Here is a 14,631-nt window from a genome sequence, read left to right as displayed (position 1 = left end):
GGGCAAATTGCGAAATCAGGCGTGTTTCGGAAATTTGACCAACCAAGCGACACCATTTGACCAACCAAGCGGTGATCGACGTCCTCCTCAGGGTTGCCGGGTATCGGGACAGCCTCTAGGCTGGCGGCGTGCTGTTTGAGGAGATGTGGCGGGATCTGACCCCGATCGGCCGTTACGACGCGACCGGCGGATACCGCCGTTTCGCCTACACCGCGCCGGAACTCGAGTGCCGTGCCTGGTTCGCCGAACAGGCGGCGGCTCGCGGCTTGGCGGTGAACACCGACCGCAACGGCAACCTGTGGGCGTGGTGGGGAGATCCGACCGACGGCGACGCGGTCGTCACCGGGTCCCATCTGGACTCAGTTCCCGACGGCGGTCCGTTCGACGGGCCGCTCGGCGTCGCGAGCGCCTTCGCCGCGATCGACCTCCTGCGAGCCGAGGGGGCCACTCCTCGGCGGCCCATCGGGGTCGCGGCCTTCGTCGAAGAGGAGGGCGGCCGGTTCGGCGTCGCGTGCCTCGGATCACGTTTGATGTCCGGCGCGATCACTCCGGACGCGGCCCGGGCGCTGGCGGACGAGAACGGCGTGACCTTCGAGCAAGCGATGGCCGACGCGGGGACCGATCCCATGTCGATCGGCCACGACGTCGCCATGCTCAGCCAAATCGGATCCTATGTAGAGCTTCACATCGAGCAGGGGCGAGCGCAGATCGACCTGGACGCGCCGGTCGCCGTCGGAGGGGCGATCTGGCCGCACGGTCGGTGGCGCATGGACTTCCAGGGTCGCGCCGACCACGCCGGTACGACGCGTCTCGACGACCGCGCCGACCCGATGCTGACGTACGCCAACACCGTTCTCGCCGCCCGAAAGAAGGCGCGACTGGCGGGAGCCGTGGCGACGGTCGGCCGGGTCATGTGCGAACCGAACGGCACCAACGCGATCCCGTCCCGCGTGCGCGGCTGGCTGGACGCCCGCGCCGAGGACGTCGACGCCCTGGAGCAGGTCGTCCGCGAGGTGGAGGAGGCGACGCTCGCTCGCGCGGACCGCGACGGCACGAACGCGACGATCACCCGCGAGTCGTACAGTCCTCGCGTCGACTTCGACGTACCGCTGCGGGATCGGCTGGTGGAGACGCTCGGCGGCGTGCCGGTCCTCTCGACGGGCGCCGGTCACGACGCGGGCGTGCTGTCCGCGGTCCTCCCCACGGCGATGCTGTTCGTCCGTAACCCGACGGGCGTGTCGCACTCCCCCGCGGAGAGCGCCGAGATGGTCGACTGCCTCGCCGGAGTCACCGCCTTGGCCTCGGTCCTGCGGGATCTGGCGTGCTGACCCGATTCCACGCCGCGCGCGCGTGGCTGTCCACTGAGGACGGAGTGAGACGGGACGTCACGATCGACGTGCGCGACGGCGTCATCGACGCGATCGTCACCGACTCGCCCCGCCCCGCCGACGCGGTGACGCTGCCCGGCGCCGTCATCCCCGGGATGACGAACGCTCACTCGCACGCGTTCCATCGCGCGCTGCGCGGGCGCACGCACGCCGCGAGCGGCGACTTCTGGTCGTGGCGGACCCAGATGTACACGGCCGCCGAAGCGCTGACACCGCGGCGGTACGAGGCGCTCGCCCGGGCGACGTACGCCGAGATGACGTTGCGGGGCATCACGACCGTGGTCGAGTTCCACTATGTCCACCATGCGCCGAACGGCGCCCCGTACCCGGATCCGGCGGCGATGGACGTCGCGCTGGAACGGGCGGCGGCCGCCGCCGGGATTCGCCTCGTGCTGCTCGACACCTGCTACCTGCGCGGTGACGTCGACGGTTCCCCGTTGACGGGCACCCAATCCCGCTTCAGTGACGGCGATGTGGACGGTTGGCTGAGGCGCGTCGACGCCCGCGCGTCCGCTCTCGACGGGACGGCACGGCTGGGAGCGGCGATCCACTCGGTCCGCGGCTGCCCGCCGGACGCGATGCGCGCCGTCGCGGACTGGGCCAGGCGAAACACCGCCCCGATCCACATTCATCTGTCCGAACAGGTTAAAGAGAACGAGGCGTGCCTCGCGGCCACCGGCCTCACTCCGACGGCCCTGTGCGCGCGCGAAGGCGTCCTCGGCCCCATGACGACGGCCGTTCACGCGACCCACCTGACCGACGACGACATCGACCTGCTCGGGACGACCGGCACCCTCAGCTGCTTCTGTCCCACAACGGAACGCGACCTCGCCGACGGGATCGGCCCTTCGGCGGCGCTCGTCGCGGCCGGATCGCGGCTGTGCCTCGGCTCGGACTCTCACGCGGTCATCGACCTGTTCGAGGAGGCGCGCGCCGTCGAACTCGACGAACGACTCGCGACCCAACGGCGCGGCACCCACCGCCCCGAAGCGCTGCTGACAGCGGCGACGGCGACCGNGGCGGCGAGCGCCGGGCTCGGGGCGNTCGCGGGCCGGATCGCGGTGGGGGCGCCCGCCGACCTGGTCNNNGCGATCGACGTCGACTCGGTGCGGCTGGCGGGCACGTGCGACGTCGATCTCGCCGCGGGACTGGTGTTCGCGGCGACCGGGGACGACGTCACCCACGTCGTTCGCGATGGCGAGCTGATCGTCGCGGACGGACGGCACCGCCGTGTCGACGTCGCCGGCGAACTGGCCGCGTCGATCCGGGACCTGTTCGCGGCCTGACCGTTGGAACGGCCTCCAGAGGCTGTCTCGTTTCCCGGTAGTTCGGCTCCTGCGGGATCGCGGTGTTCATGGTCGAGGTGCTGACGCGGTTCGACGGCGCCCTGCCGCGTTGTCGAAGCTGCCCCCGGCGCTTCAGCACGCCAGAAGGCATGGCCGACAAGGTATGCGGGCACTTCTCCGCCTTCCCGGATGGCGCCCCGCCACTCGCCTCACACGACTTGCGATAGCGAGAAAACCTCTAGCCCGACCACTCTCGCGGTCGACACGGGAAATCCACGCCCCGACTCTCCGACTCTCCGACTCACGAAACGTGTCGCCGGGCCCGGCCGGTCCCCTTTCGACGTCGGGTCGGCGTCGAATTCGAGGGCGACACGGAACCGCTCCCTGCCCCGCTTCCGGGCGCGTCGCTCCGATGTGCGCACTCCTCCAGGCGTGGGTTGTCAAACTTGTCGACTTGACCGATTGTGCTTGTGGCCCAACGGTTTCACCATTGAGGTATGGAAAACATCGATTCATTGTTCACGGCCGCGAGCCTGTTGAGCCTGCAAGGGGCGGTCGCCGCGGCGGTCCTTGTCCCCAATGTGGTCGGCAACCTCGTCGGGGAACGCTTCAACCCGTTTCGCAAGTGGACGTCGCTCGGTATCGCGCTGGTCCTGGCCTACGTGGCCGCGATCGTCGCCACCGACGCCGATCCGACGAAATGGTTCGTCGCGTTCTTCAACGGGCTGTTGATCTTCGCCTCCGCGATGGGTCTGAACCAGCTGCCCCGTCGCAACCGTTCCGAACCCGCCACCGACACACCCAAGGACGAGACCGACGAGGCCGCCGCCGCGAAACCGAAGGCGCCGAGCTTCTTCAAGTCCTGGGTCTAACCGCCCCAACGGACGGGCTCTTCCGTCCAGTGTGCCCGGCCGGGGTGACCACGCAAGGCTCCGTGCCTGCCGGTACCACGCCTCGGCCTTGGCCGCCGGGGCCACCGCGTCCGTCCACGTCTCGCGCACGCCGCGATCCAAGTCGGCTCGTTCGGCCGTCGAACCGCCCTTCCCGATATGGCGAACCGATCGCGCACAGGCGATCCTTCGAAGGATCAAGCCGCGCATCGACGCCCTTCGCTCAGCATCGATTCGCGCTCCCTCTCATGACACGGCATCCCGTGGTCTGCCAGCCTCACCACCCATGACGCAACGCTTCTGACCTAGCGACACCGGGGTGACGGTACCCCGATCATCTGTCTGCCGAGCGATCCGATGCGAGCGGCCGACCAGCTCGGAGACCTCGGCGGCTCGTCCGACCACCATCGACTGATCATGATGGACCATCGCGGTACCGGCGCCTCGTCCATTCCGAGGCGTACCGCTGCGATCGGCTCGCCGCCGACCCCGAAGCGCTCCGGCTTCACCTGAGGCGGAATCGGATCGACGTTCTCGGTCAGGACGTCGCCGCTTACCTCACGACCCACTCCGATCGGATCGGCTCACTCGCACTGATCACACCCGGACGCAGGGCCGTCGGCATCACCACGACGGACGCCGCGCGGCTCGACGTGGTTCGGCGCAGAGAGGACGCTCCGGCTGGCCGAGGCGCTCGCCGGGCTGACGCCGCTGTACTACGGGCGCTGGGACAACACCTCGTGCCCACCACGCGGAAGAGGACCGGCCGCGCAACTGCGACGCGGCTCGCCCGTTCGGCGCCGACGGCGCGTTCGATCCGTCGGCAACCCGAGCCGCGTTCGCGCAGTTCACCAGACCGGTCCTGGTGCTCGGCGGTGACCGTGACATCAACACCGTGCCTGTGGCGGCCACCGAGTACGCCGGGTCCCGAACGCAAGCGTGGTCGTCCAGCCCGGAGCCGGGCACTATCCGTGGCTCGACGACGCGGAAGCCTTCCGCCGAGCGGTGACGAAGTTCTTCGGCTGATCGGCGGGGAATCGCGTCACAGCTGGAGCGGCCACCGACGGTCGATCGCCTCCTGGCGGCCCTGCCGACGGAAGTACGCCTCCAGCGACGCGGCGTCCTCGGCGTGCCAAGTCACCTGGTTCGCGTGCAGCTCGGCGACGCTCATCGCCGCGACCTTCGGGTACTTCATGCCGATGGCGCGCGCGACACCGACGGCGGCCCGCGCGTCCGCGGCGGCGGTGTGCGCCTCCTCCAGCACGACACCGTAGTGCTCCGTCACCGCCGACAGGGTGCGCTTTCCCCTGCGCCACTTGTCAACCCGCTTGTCCAGGACGTACGGGTCGACGACGCGCAGGTCCGACCACGGCACCTGCGGCAGACCATGGCGGTCCAGTTCGGACGACAACAGCGTGAGGTCGAAGGCGGCCCGGTACGCCACGACGGGGATCGACTCCTGCGCCGCCTTCGTCAGTGCCGCGGCGATCTCCGGCAGCGCCTCCGACGGGGGCAACCCGTTCGCACGCGCGTGCTCCGTCGAGATGCCGTGAACCGCCGAGGCACCGGCGGGGATCTCGACGCCCGGGTCGAGCAACCATCGCGACACGTCAGCTCCATCCACAATGGCGGCGGTCACGATCCGGTCTTTCAACGGGTCGACTCCGGTTGTCTCCGTGTCGAATCCGAGCAGCGGTCCAGTGTGCCAAGCGTTGTCGTTCACGGTCTCATCCACATCGTGTGGTGGCGCGGGGAGCGTCTTGAATGCCCTCCGACTTGCGGTCGCCACGAAGACCACTCTAAGGACGCACACCGACACAGGGAACCCGCGCGCATACGGCCACATTCGAACATCGAACACCTGTCCGTTGCGCCCCAGCGATTTCCCGACCTGCCGCGAACATCACTAATGGACGTATTGAGACGTGGACCTGCCTCGGAACGGACAGGCCCGCCGACAGCGGTGACCCCGATGACCAGCGGACGGACCGTCGAATCCACGGCTGGACGCCCTCGCTCGGGCGACACGGACTCGATCTCCGCGCCCGCGAGAACTCAGGGGTCGACGCGAGATCACGTGCGAGGCCCGCCCGGCCCTGCTCGATCGAAACAACTCACCACGACGCCAGCGACCGCTACGACGCCCCCGGACCAGGCACCGAATCCTCGGCCGTCGAGCACCGCCCTGACACGCGCCTCGCACGACCTGAGGGCACGGGACAACCTCTAAGCTGGGAACCGTGCTTGATGACAACCCCAACCTCGCCGAGTACACGACCCTGCGTCTCGGCGGCCCCGCCCGGTCGACCCGCGTCGCCACGACGACGGACGAACTGATCACCGCGATCACGGACGCCGACTCCGCCAAGGAACCGACCCTGCTCATCGCGGGCGGCAGCAATCTCGTCATCGGCGACAAGGGCTTCGACGGCACCGCGATCCTGCTGCGCTCCCGAGGCGTCACCACGGAACGCGACGGCGACGACGTGCTCGTCACCGCCCAGGCCGGGCACCCGTGGGACGAGTTCGTCGCCGAGACGGTCGCCTCCGGCTGGTCGGGCGTCGAATGCCTCTCCGGCATCCCCGGCTCGACCGGCGCCACCCCTGTCCAGAACGTCGGCGCCTACGGGCAGGAGATCCGCGAGGTGTTCGAACACGCCGACGTCTACGACCGCCGCACGCGGACCATCGTCCGCATGACCGGCGAGGAATGCCGGTTCGCCTACCGGCACAGCGTCTTCAAGCACAACGACCGATACGTGGTCCTCGCCGTGACCTACCGGCTGAGGGAGGAGCGCCGGTCGCGGCCGATCCGATACGCCGAGACGGCGCGTTCGCTCGGTGTCGAGGTCGGCGACACCGTCGACCTGGCCATCGCCCGCGACACCGTACTCGCGCTGCGGCGCGGCAAGGGCATGGTCCTCGATCCGGGCGACCGGGACACCTACAGCGTCGGTTCCTTCTTCATCAACCCGGTGATAACCGTCGACGCCTTCGACGCGCTCGTCGCCCGCTGCGGCGAAACACCGTCTCATCACCCGTTCGACGGTGACGTCAAGGTCTCGGCCGCGTGGCTCATCGGCCGCGCCGGTTTCGAGAAAGGCCACGGCCACGACGGCGTGTCGATCTCCACCAAGCACACGCTCGCGTTGACGAACCGAGGCGGCGGAACCACGGCGGCGTTGATGGCGCTCGCCGCCGAAGTCCGCGACGGGGTCCTGCGGCGGCTCGGCGTGGAGCTCTTTCCCGAGCCGGTCCTCGTCGGCGTCGACTGGTGACCTGAGAGCAGTCGGTTCACCGCAACCAACGGTGTAGGCACCCCGTTTCTGCGAGACTGGCCCCGTGCCGGAACTGCCCGAAGTGGAGGCCCTGGCGGCGATGCTACGTCGTCAGGCGGTCGGTCACGCCGTCGCGCGGGCGGACGCCGTCAGCATCGCCGTCCTCAAGACCTACGACCCGTCGTTGACGGCGCTCGTCGGCGAGAACGTCACCGACGTCGACCGATCCGGGAAGTTCCTCGACCTCACGATCGGCGGGCTGCACCTCGTCATCCATCTCGCGCGGGCCGGCTGGCTGCGTTGGCAGGACGAGATGCCGACCGGCACTCCGAGGCAGGGGCGCGGGCCGACCGCGTTTCGACTCGTGCTGGACGACGGCGCCGGCTTCGACCTGACCGAGGCGGGAACGAAGAAGAGCCTCGCCGTCTATCTCGTCGCCGATCCCACGGAGATTCCGGGGATCGCCGCCCTCGGTGTCGACCCGTTCGACGGCGCGTTCGACGTCTCGGCGCTGCGCCGGATTCTCAACGGGAACACGTCGCGGTTGAAGACGGTGCTGCGGGACCAGAAGCTGATCGCCGGGATCGGCAACGCCTACTCCGACGAGATCCTGCACGCGGCGAAGCTGTCGCCGTACAAGACCGCCGCCGACGTGACAGGCGCGGAGGCGGCGACGCTGCACGACACGATCGTGCGGATCCTCGCCGACGCGGCGACCGCAGAGTCCTCGCTGCCCGCCGCGAAACTGAAGGCGCACAAGCGTTCCACGTTGCGGGTACACGGCCGGGAGGGCGAGCGCTGCGAGGTCTGCGGGGACGCGATCCGTTCGGTCAACTTTGCCGACTCCAGTTTTCAGTACTGCCCGACCTGCCAAACGGACGGCAAAATCCTCGCCGACCGCCGCATGTCCCGCCTCCTGAAGTGACGGTCGGCCGCGTCACCACCCCGACCTCCGCTTGGTTGGGCAAAAGTGTCGCTTGGTTGGGCAAATTTCGAAATTAGGCGTGATTCCCAAATTGCCCAACCAAGCGGAGAATTTGACCAACCAAGCGGGAACCGACAGAACGCCTGATGGATCGGCGGGGTCAGCGGGGTCAGCGTGGTCGGGCTGGGCGGCGAGGCGGCGAGGCGGCGAGGCGAGTTCACTGGCCGTCGAGGTAGGTGAGGACGGCGAGGACGCGGCGGTTGTCGTCGGAGGACTGGGTCAGCCCGAGTTTGCGGAAGACGTTGTTGGTGTGCTTGTCGACCGCCTTGTCCGTGACGTACAGGGCCGCGGCGATCGCGGAGTTCGAACGCCCCTCCGCCATCAGCCCGAGCACCTCCAACTCACGCGGCGTCAGATCGTCGAGCTTCGAACGCTGCCCGCCGAGCAGCTGGGTGACGACCTCCGGGTCCATGACGGTGCCGCCGCCGGCGACCCGTCGCAGCGCCTCCACGAACTCCCCGATGTTCGACACCCTGTCCTTGAGCAGGTATCCGACGCCACCGGCGCGGTCGCGCATCAGCTCGCGGGCGTACAACTGCTCGACGTACTGAGACAGCACGAGCACCGGCAGACCGGGGATGTGTTGGCGCGCTTCGATCGCGGCCCGCAGGCCCTCGTCGGTGAAGGTCGGTGGCAGTCGGACGTCGACGACGGCGATGTCGGGTCGGTGTTCGAGCAGGGCGGGCGCCAGGCGCGGCCCGTTGTCGACGAGTTCGACGACCTCGAAACCGTGCGCGGACAAGAGCCGGGTCAGACCGTCGGCGAGCAGGGCGTGATCCTCGGCCAATACGACGCGCACGACTTACTCCCAGGGTGAGGAGACCCCCGACGACGGCCTCACGAAGACGTTTCCCCGTCACGGTACCGCCGAGTCGTTCGACATCGGTCGGACGGGTGTACGCACCGCTGCGCCGAGGATGCGCGCCCGAAGCGACGGTCGCGGTCGCGGGCTCACCTCGACGGTGCCGTCTCAATCTCGCGCCGGCAACGCCGTGAGGCGGCTGGAGTCAGCCGCGCGGATGCAGCTCGCAGGGGATCTCCAGGGTGACGATCGTGGGGCCGCCGTCGGGGCTGCTGACGGAGATCACCCCGTCGAAGGCGGCGAGCCGCCGCGCGACTCCGGCGAGTCCTCCGCCGGGCGCGATCGTCGCGCCGCCACCGCCGTCGTCGCGGATCGTGACGCCGAGGCGCGACCCGAAGTAGCCGATCATGATTCGGGCGGAGGAGGCGTTCGCGTACTTGACGGCGTTGGTGATGGCCTCCGCGATCGCGAAGTACGCCGCCGACTCGACGGGAGCGGGCGGGCGTCCCGGCAGGTCGGCCACGACCGTCACCGGGAGCCGCTGCGTCAGCGCCAGTGCCTCGACCGCGCCGACGAGGCCACGGTCGGCCAGCACCGGGGGGTGGATGCCGCGCACCAGGTTGCGGATCTCGGCGAGCGCCTCGCGGGAGTTCTGGCGTGCCTCCGCCAGCAGGGACCGCGCGGACTCCGGGTCGGTGCGCATGATCTCCTCGGCCATGCCGAGGCTCATTCCGAGGGCGACGAGCCGGGCTTGGGCGCCGTCGTGCAGGTCGCGTTCGATGCGTCGCAGTTCGGCGGCGGAGGAGTCGACGGTCTCGTTGCGGGATTCGGTGAGTTCTTCGACGCGTTGTTCCAGCGCGGCGGATTTGTTGGGCCGCAACAGGAGTCCGGCGAGTTTCGCGTAGGAGTTGAGGATCAGGTCGCCCAGCCACCACCACAGGATCAGTGCGACGGCGGCGATGGGCAACGACCACAGCGCCCCGCCGATGGAGTCGTAATAGAACAGTCCGAAGTGGTTATTGAAGACGCTCGGCCAGGCCAGCCACAGGATCGGGTACACGAGGTAGAACCACGGCGCGAGGAACAGGATGAGAACGGTGAGGTAGACGCCGAGCCCGAGGGTGACGTTCACCGAGAGCCACGCGAGGTCGCGCCACGTCGCGGGTTCCTTCGCGAGGCGCAGGAGCTTGGCGCCGACGTGGCCGGGCGGCCATGGCAGGTACGGCGATTGAGCGGGGACGCCGAATCCGTTCCGCAGGATCGCCCGCTCGGCGGCGCAGATCCCGCGTGTCGCGGCGACGGCCACCAGGCACAGCACGATGCCGATCGTGATCGGGATGGTGACCATCCCGACGATGCTCAGTACGAAGAACACGGCGCCGGCGATCATCAGGCCGAGCATCGCGAACACGAGCCCCACTTGGGCGAAGCGACGTGTCAGCTGTGCCTTGAACGTCTGCGATCGCAGCGCCGAGGAAAGACTCATACCGTCATTGTCGGGTGAGCGGGGGTCTCACGCAGTGGGGCCAGCCCTTCCGCGTGGTGGGGATAACCCGCGACGCGTCCCGCCACGCGCGAGAACGGCCCCGACGCGGTGGGCGTCGGGGCCGTCGGAGGCGGCGAGTGGTGATCCTGGGAGCCGCGTCGGGGCTCCGTGTTCTCGTCAGCGCGTGTCGATGGTGAGGTCGCCCGAGTCGACGGTGATGGTCATGACGCGCTCGGATCCGGGGTCGTCGACGATGTTGACCGTCCGCGTCCCGGAGTCGGTGTCGCCCTTGATCTTGTAGGTCTCCTCGCCCTCCGGGACCATGATCGTGACGTCGCCGGAGTCGACGGTGGCGGTGACGGACTCCGGAGCGGTCGCGAAGGTGACGTCCAGGTTGCCGGAGTCCACATTGCCCGCGAACTCGGTGCCTTCGACGCCGGTCATCCGGACGTCGCCCGAGTCGGCCTCCACGGTGACGTTGCCGACGACGTTGGTCACGTCTACGACGCCGGAGTCGACGTTGATGTCGAGGTCGGAGCCCGCGTCGTTGACGGTCACGTCGCCGGAGTCGGCGGACAGCTTCTGCGCTCCGAGTACCCCGTCGGTGGTCACGTTGCCCGAGTCGGCCATGGCGATCGCCTCGATGTCGGCCGGGACCTGGATCCGGTAGTAGATGGCGCAGCGGCTGAAGCCCATGCGGAAGCCCTCACAGCCTTCGACGCGAATGCGCAGGATGTCGCCGGTCCACTTCTCGACGGACCGAGGCTTGCGATCGCCACTCCACCGCAGTACCCGGTCGACGACCACCTCATCCCCATCGGTGGCGACGATCTCGATGTCGCCGCTCTTGCCCTCGATGTCCAACCGGGTGATCGGATCGGTGTACGTCTCGCTCTCGCTCTTCTCCTGAACGGGCGCCCACACGTTCCCGAACAAGGCGAAACCGGCCACGATCAAACCAATGACGATCAAGCCGATGAATATCCCCACCGCGATCTTCGCGCCCTTGGGGCTCTTCTTGGTGTCGGGTTCCGTCGACATGGCTGCCGCTCTCCTTCGTCAGTCCGCCGGGCTGGTCCCGACCTCTGAACAATATGGCGACAGGCCGTCCCCGACATCGGGGACAGCCCCGAGCCGTGCCCTGGTTTCGAGTCGGGGACGCCCCGACTCATTCCTCAGGGGAGAGACGGCGTCATAAGAGGAAAGCGCCTCCCACGACGGTCAACGCGGGGTGGCCCGTTCGAGGATCGCGGCCTCGTCCAGACCATCGGGGACGTCACCGAAGTTGAGGCCCCGGTCGGGCGCCAAACGCGTGGCGCAGAACGCTTCTGCGACCGCCGACGGCGAATGACGCAACAGGACGGACGCCTGCAGGGCGAGCGCGAGGTCCTCGGTGAGGCGCCGCGCACCGGACTGTTCGATGGTGCCGCTGAGCCGCTTCTTGACGGCCTCGACGTGCGCGTCGAGTCGTCGGTCGACGCCGGACGCGAGCTCCACCTCGTCGAGGAAGGCCTGCGCTGTCTCGGGTCGAGTCGCCATGGCGCGCAGGACATCGAGACAGATGACGTTCCCCGAGCCCTCCCAGATCGACAGCAGGGGCTGCTCGCGGTATCGGCGGGCCAACGGCGCCTCTTCGACGTAGCCGTTGCCGCCCAGGCATTCCAGGGCTTCGGCAGCGTGCACGGGGCCGCGCTTGCACACCCAGTACTTGACGACGGCGGTCGCGATCCGGCGGAACGAGGCGTCTTCGGGGTTGTCGTACGCGGACGCGAGCCGCATCATCGTCGCGGTCGCGGCCTCCGATTCGATGGCCAGGTCCACGAGGACGCGCCGCATGAGCGGCTGGTCGGCCAACCGACGGCCGAACGCGGACCGGTGCGCGGCGTGCCAAGTCGCCTCCGCGACGGACTGCCGCATGCCCGCCGTCGAACCGATCACGCAGTCGAGCCGGGTGTGGTTGACCATCTCGATGATGGTCGCGACGCCGCGTCCCTCCTCACCGACGAGGTGGGCGACCGCGTCGACGAACTCCGGTTCCGAGGACGCGTTGGACTTGTTCCCCAGTTTGTCCTTCAGTCGCTGAATCCGGAAACCGTTGCGGCTGCCGTCGGGCAGTACTCGCGGCATGAGGAAACAGGACAGTCCACCGGGGGCGTTCGCGAGGACCAGGAACGCGTCGTTCATGGGCGCCGAACAGAACCACTTATGTCCACGAAGGAGGTATGTGCCGTCGGCGGTCGGGGTGGCGGTGGTGGAGTTGGCGCGGACGTCGGAGCCGCCCTGCTTCTCCGTCATCGCCATGCCGATCAGGACACCGCGCTTGTCCGCGAGCGGACGCAGCCCCGGGTCGTACTCACGGGTCGTGACGACGGGTTCCCAAACGGCCGACAGTTCCGGTTGAGCGCGCAACGCGGGCACCGACGCGTATGTCATCGAGATGGGACAGCCGTGACCCGCTTCGACTTGAGCGAGCAGGGAGAACAGAAGGGCGCGAGCGGCGTGCGCGCCGGGTTTCGGCTCCGCCCACGGGGACGCGTGGGTCCCGTAGCGGACGGCCAGGTTCATGAACTCGTGCCAGGCGGGGTGGAAGTCCACCTCGTCGATCCGGTTGCCGTAACGGTCGTGCGTGCGCAGCACGGGCGGGTACTGGTTGGCCTGGTAGGCCCACTGCGCGGCCTCGGCGCTTCCCAGGATCGTTCCCAGCTCGCTGGCCTCGGACGCGACCCAGCCGGATCGCGTCCACTCCGTGGCCCCGGCGAGCGCCACGTCGTCGGCGTACAGATCGCGACCAATCAAGGGCGGGGGCTGATTGGTGACGGCGTGCGTCTTGAAATCGGGCATCTACGGCACCTCCTACTCGACAGTAACATTTGCACCGCCTCCATCACCCGAGATGTGCGCCACGCTTCGAACGGTTCGCCCCACTGCCCAGTGAAGCGAATTCACCACAAACAGTTACGCCGAAGGTCTTGTCTACTTGACGGTAGGGGCGTACAAAGGAACTACGAGCTCGACGACGTTCCTCGGAACGACGAAGAACTCGCGATATGGCCGTCGGGTACCCACGTAACGACAAGCCGCGGGAGGCTCGCCGGGCCGGGAAACGTTAGCAACGACCCGTCCCGGCGGAAGTGAAACGCTTGATAACCCGATAGGACGTATCGATCGGAGCCCGACCCTCAATGAGGGCCGGGCTCCGGTCTTTTGTGGACACCTTCCGGCACTCACGGCGCCACCCAGGAACTTCAACGAATATAGACGTCCATTTTGTCCGTCTATCCATAAGCGAGCACCCCCGCGTAATCGTCCCCTTGCGGCAGTGAGCTACTCTGACAACAACACGACGGGCTACCCAGTACGGCAATACCAGGTAGCCCGCCCGAAAAGAACCGATCCATTGAAAGGCAACTTCATGGAAAAGATCGGCCCATCAACCATGCTACGCCGTGTCACCCGCACAGCGATCGTCATGCTCGCCACGTTCGGCGTCTTCGCGACCATGTCAGGGGCGGCCCAAGCGGCGGGCTGGCATGGAATCAGCGGAGAAACATACAGCCACCAGGGTACCTATTGGGGAGCCACAGTGTTCACCAAGTCGGGCAGCGGGTCTGTCAAGGGACGCTTCAGCGAGGTGGCCGGCGATGAGATGTTCGTTATCTTGAGAAACAATTCCACGGGAATCACTCAGGACAGTGTGAAGAACTATGCCGACGAATCGTCCCGAACGCTCGGCAGCTTCAACGGCGGTGTCCGATTCAAGGTCGGCTACGCACGGAACACCACTTGCCAATGGCCTTGGTGTGACCATGATTTCGTCGGGGAACTGTACTACTAACCAATTGAAACGTTCAGATTGATCGTTAGGCCCGGGAGTATGGTCCATATTCCCGGGCTCCCCCGAAGGAGTTCCTCCGTGAAAAAACTTCTCAAGATCGCGACAATGTCCGCCCTGGTATGCGTTGGATCAGCGGGCTGCGGAAGCGGTGAGTCGGACGGCCCCGTCGGCCTCACACCTGATGAGGTCTTGCAGGAGTATCGGGATGAGGCGACGAACTACGATCTTCCTCCAGGATGGACATGGCCTACGGACGTCCGGTACGAGGCAACGGATGACCGTGGAAACTCGATACGGTACGGCCCGGGAACCGGCAAGTCCGATGTCGGATCCGATTGGTATTGCGCGTTGGGGCATCTACACCCTTGCTGCGAAGTCCGATGAAGACAGAGCTGCGGCTCTTGGCACGCTTGACGGGATAACCGAAACCTACTTCTATACGGATGCGTTGCAAGACGATGGTCGCACCGTCATCGACGAGTTGTTGACGCAGGCGCATGCTGGGGATTACACCGCGTTGAACCGAGATGTTGAGCTCAACTGCGGCACGGCAGCCGACTACGGCGTCGACGAGGACTGACCATCACGGTGCCGCAAGCCGCCGATCAGGAATCACTCGACACGTCCATCGATACGAATACGGCTAAACGGAAGCACCCACTGCCCCATGCCGCTCGTTTG

12 protein-coding genes and 2 pseudogenes are annotated in these 14,631 nt (G+C 67.6%); 9 read left to right on the top strand and 5 right to left on the bottom strand.

Annotation, left to right across the window (positions count from 1 at the left end; genetic code table 11):
• Window positions 1-143 precede the first annotated feature (143 nt).
• From ACM9NP_RS13805 to ACM9NP_RS13785, 5 genes and pseudogenes are all read left to right on the top strand, one after another.
• Window positions 144-1,328: an allantoate amidohydrolase gene (locus tag ACM9NP_RS13805; protein ID WP_415647108.1), complete on the top strand. Its 1,185-nt coding sequence runs from the start codon at window positions 144-146 to the stop codon at window positions 1,326-1,328.
• A pseudogene (locus ACM9NP_RS13800) lies at window positions 1,325-2,405 on the top strand (formimidoylglutamate deiminase); the annotation flags it as partial. The gene ACM9NP_RS13805 and the pseudogene ACM9NP_RS13800, both read left to right, overlap by 4 nt.
• Window positions 2,406-2,476: 71 nt before the next feature.
• Window positions 2,477-2,674, top strand: a pseudogene (locus ACM9NP_RS13795) (formimidoylglutamate deiminase); the annotation flags it as partial.
• A gap of 497 nt (window positions 2,675-3,171) precedes the next feature.
• Window positions 3,172-3,546: a hypothetical protein gene (locus tag ACM9NP_RS13790; RefSeq protein ID WP_415647076.1), complete on the top strand. Its 375-nt coding sequence runs from the start codon at window positions 3,172-3,174 to the stop codon at window positions 3,544-3,546.
• A gap of 375 nt (window positions 3,547-3,921) precedes the next feature.
• Entirely contained in the window at window positions 3,922-4,077 is a 156-nt protein-coding gene (locus ACM9NP_RS13785; RefSeq protein WP_415647075.1) for a hypothetical protein, read from the top strand.
• A gap of 529 nt (window positions 4,078-4,606) precedes the next feature.
• Here the strand turns inward: ACM9NP_RS13785 and ACM9NP_RS13780 are convergent.
• Window positions 4,607-5,287 (bottom strand): exonuclease domain-containing protein, encoded by a 681-nt coding sequence (locus ACM9NP_RS13780; protein ID WP_415647074.1) that lies wholly within the window; start codon window positions 5,285-5,287, stop codon window positions 4,607-4,609.
• A gap of 517 nt (window positions 5,288-5,804) precedes the next feature.
• Between ACM9NP_RS13780 and ACM9NP_RS13775 the strand changes: the two genes are divergently transcribed.
• Window positions 5,805-6,842, top strand: a complete 1,038-nt coding sequence (locus ACM9NP_RS13775; RefSeq protein ID WP_415647073.1) for a UDP-N-acetylmuramate dehydrogenase — start codon at window positions 5,805-5,807, stop codon at window positions 6,840-6,842.
• A 64-nt stretch (window positions 6,843-6,906) separates the two neighbouring features.
• Entirely contained in the window at window positions 6,907-7,767 is an 861-nt protein-coding gene (locus ACM9NP_RS13770) for an Fpg/Nei family DNA glycosylase (protein ID WP_415647072.1), read from the top strand.
• Between the two features lie 217 nt (window positions 7,768-7,984).
• Here ACM9NP_RS13770 and ACM9NP_RS13765 read toward each other — a convergent pair whose 3' ends face one another.
• From ACM9NP_RS13765 to ACM9NP_RS13750, 4 genes are all read right to left on the bottom strand, one after another.
• On the bottom strand, window positions 7,985-8,626 hold the full coding sequence (locus tag ACM9NP_RS13765; protein WP_415647071.1) for a response regulator: 642 nt from the start codon (window positions 8,624-8,626) through the stop codon (window positions 7,985-7,987).
• Between the two features lie 208 nt (window positions 8,627-8,834).
• Entirely contained in the window at window positions 8,835-10,115 is a 1,281-nt protein-coding gene (locus tag ACM9NP_RS13760; protein ID WP_415647070.1) for a sensor histidine kinase, read from the bottom strand.
• A 177-nt stretch (window positions 10,116-10,292) separates the two neighbouring features.
• Window positions 10,293-11,156, bottom strand: coding sequence for a DUF4097 family beta strand repeat-containing protein (locus tag ACM9NP_RS13755; RefSeq protein ID WP_415647069.1), 864 nt, complete (start codon window positions 11,154-11,156; stop codon window positions 10,293-10,295).
• 180 nt (window positions 11,157-11,336) lie between these two features.
• Complete coding sequence (locus ACM9NP_RS13750) at window positions 11,337-12,956, bottom strand: acyl-CoA dehydrogenase family protein (protein ID WP_415647068.1); 1,620 nt, start codon at window positions 12,954-12,956, stop codon at window positions 11,337-11,339.
• Window positions 12,957-13,434: 478 nt separating this feature from the next.
• Here ACM9NP_RS13750 and ACM9NP_RS13745 point away from each other — a divergent pair, with 478 nt between their 5' ends.
• Both ACM9NP_RS13745 and ACM9NP_RS13740 read left to right on the top strand, forming a co-directional pair.
• Window positions 13,435-13,950 (top strand): hypothetical protein, encoded by a 516-nt coding sequence (locus ACM9NP_RS13745; RefSeq protein ID WP_415647067.1) that lies wholly within the window; start codon window positions 13,435-13,437, stop codon window positions 13,948-13,950.
• 274 nt (window positions 13,951-14,224) lie between these two features.
• Entirely contained in the window at window positions 14,225-14,530 is a 306-nt protein-coding gene (locus tag ACM9NP_RS13740) for a hypothetical protein (RefSeq protein WP_415647066.1), read from the top strand.
• The last annotated feature ends 101 nt before the right edge of the window (window positions 14,531-14,631 follow it).

This window comes from Stackebrandtia soli, from assembly GCF_965137155.1.
GTDB classification, from domain to species: domain Bacteria; phylum Actinomycetota; class Actinomycetes; order Mycobacteriales; family Micromonosporaceae; genus Stackebrandtia; species Stackebrandtia soli.
The sequence above is the reverse complement of the archived record's forward strand: the minus strand, read 5'-3'. Positions and strand labels throughout refer to the sequence as shown.